This is a genomic window from Streptomyces filipinensis, assembly GCF_014649495.1.
Lineage (GTDB): Bacteria > Actinomycetota > Actinomycetes > Streptomycetales > Streptomycetaceae > Streptomyces > Streptomyces filipinensis.
This window is the reverse complement of the sequence record NZ_BMTD01000089.1, coordinates 1-758: the sequence shown is the minus strand read 5'-3', so window position 1 is coordinate 758 and position 758 is coordinate 1. Positions and strand designations below refer to the sequence as shown.

Here is a 758-nt window from a genome sequence, read left to right as displayed (position 1 = left end):
GTGCAGGCCCAGCCCCACATGAAGGGCGCGAGCCTCTACGAGGAGGTCGCGACGAAGGAGGCGTACGTCGTCCCGGCGATCGGCGAGAAGAGGTTCACCGTCGCCGCGATCGACCTCGGCATCAAGGGCATGACCCCGCACCGGATGGCCGAGCGCGGTATCGAGGTCCACGTCCTGCCGGCCACCGCCACGGCCGACGAGGTCTACGCCGTCAACCCGGACGGCGTGTTCTTCTCCAACGGCCCCGGCGACCCGGCGACCGCCGACGGCCCGGTCGCGCTGATGACGGCCGTCCTGGAGCGCAGGACCCCGCTGTTCGGCATCTGCTTCGGCAACCAGATCCTCGGCCGCGCCCTCGGCTTCGGCACGTACAAGCTGAAGTACGGCCATCGGGGCATCAACCAGCCGGTCCAGGACCGTACGACCGGCAAGGTCGAGGTCACCGCGCACAACCACGGCTTCGCCGTGGACGCGCCGCTCGACAAGGTCAGCGAGACCAAGTTCGGCCGCGCGGAGGTCTCGCACGTCTGCCTGAACGACAACGTCGTGGAGGGGCTGCAGCTGCTCGACCAGCCGGCCTTCTCCGTCCAGTACCACCCCGAAGCGGCAGCGGGCCCGCACGATGCCGCCTACCTGTTCGACCGCTTCGTTTCCCTGATGGAGGGCCAGCGTGCCTAAGCGCACCGATATCCAGTCCGTCCTGGTCATCGGCTCCGGCCCGATCGTCATCGGCCAGGCCGCCGAGTTCGACTACTCCG

The 758-nt window shown here is 69.0% G+C and carries 2 protein-coding genes; both read left to right on the top strand.

The features are described from left to right. Positions 1–678: carbamoyl phosphate synthase small subunit (locus IE244_RS41605; protein ID WP_191878771.1), on the top strand; the 678-nt coding region annotated here is incomplete at its 5' end. Beyond that, the coding region (locus IE244_RS43465; protein WP_444545087.1) for a carbamoyl phosphate synthase preATP-grasp domain-containing protein at positions 671–758 on the top strand (88 nt) is incomplete at its 3' end. The genes IE244_RS41605 and IE244_RS43465, both read left to right, overlap by 8 nt.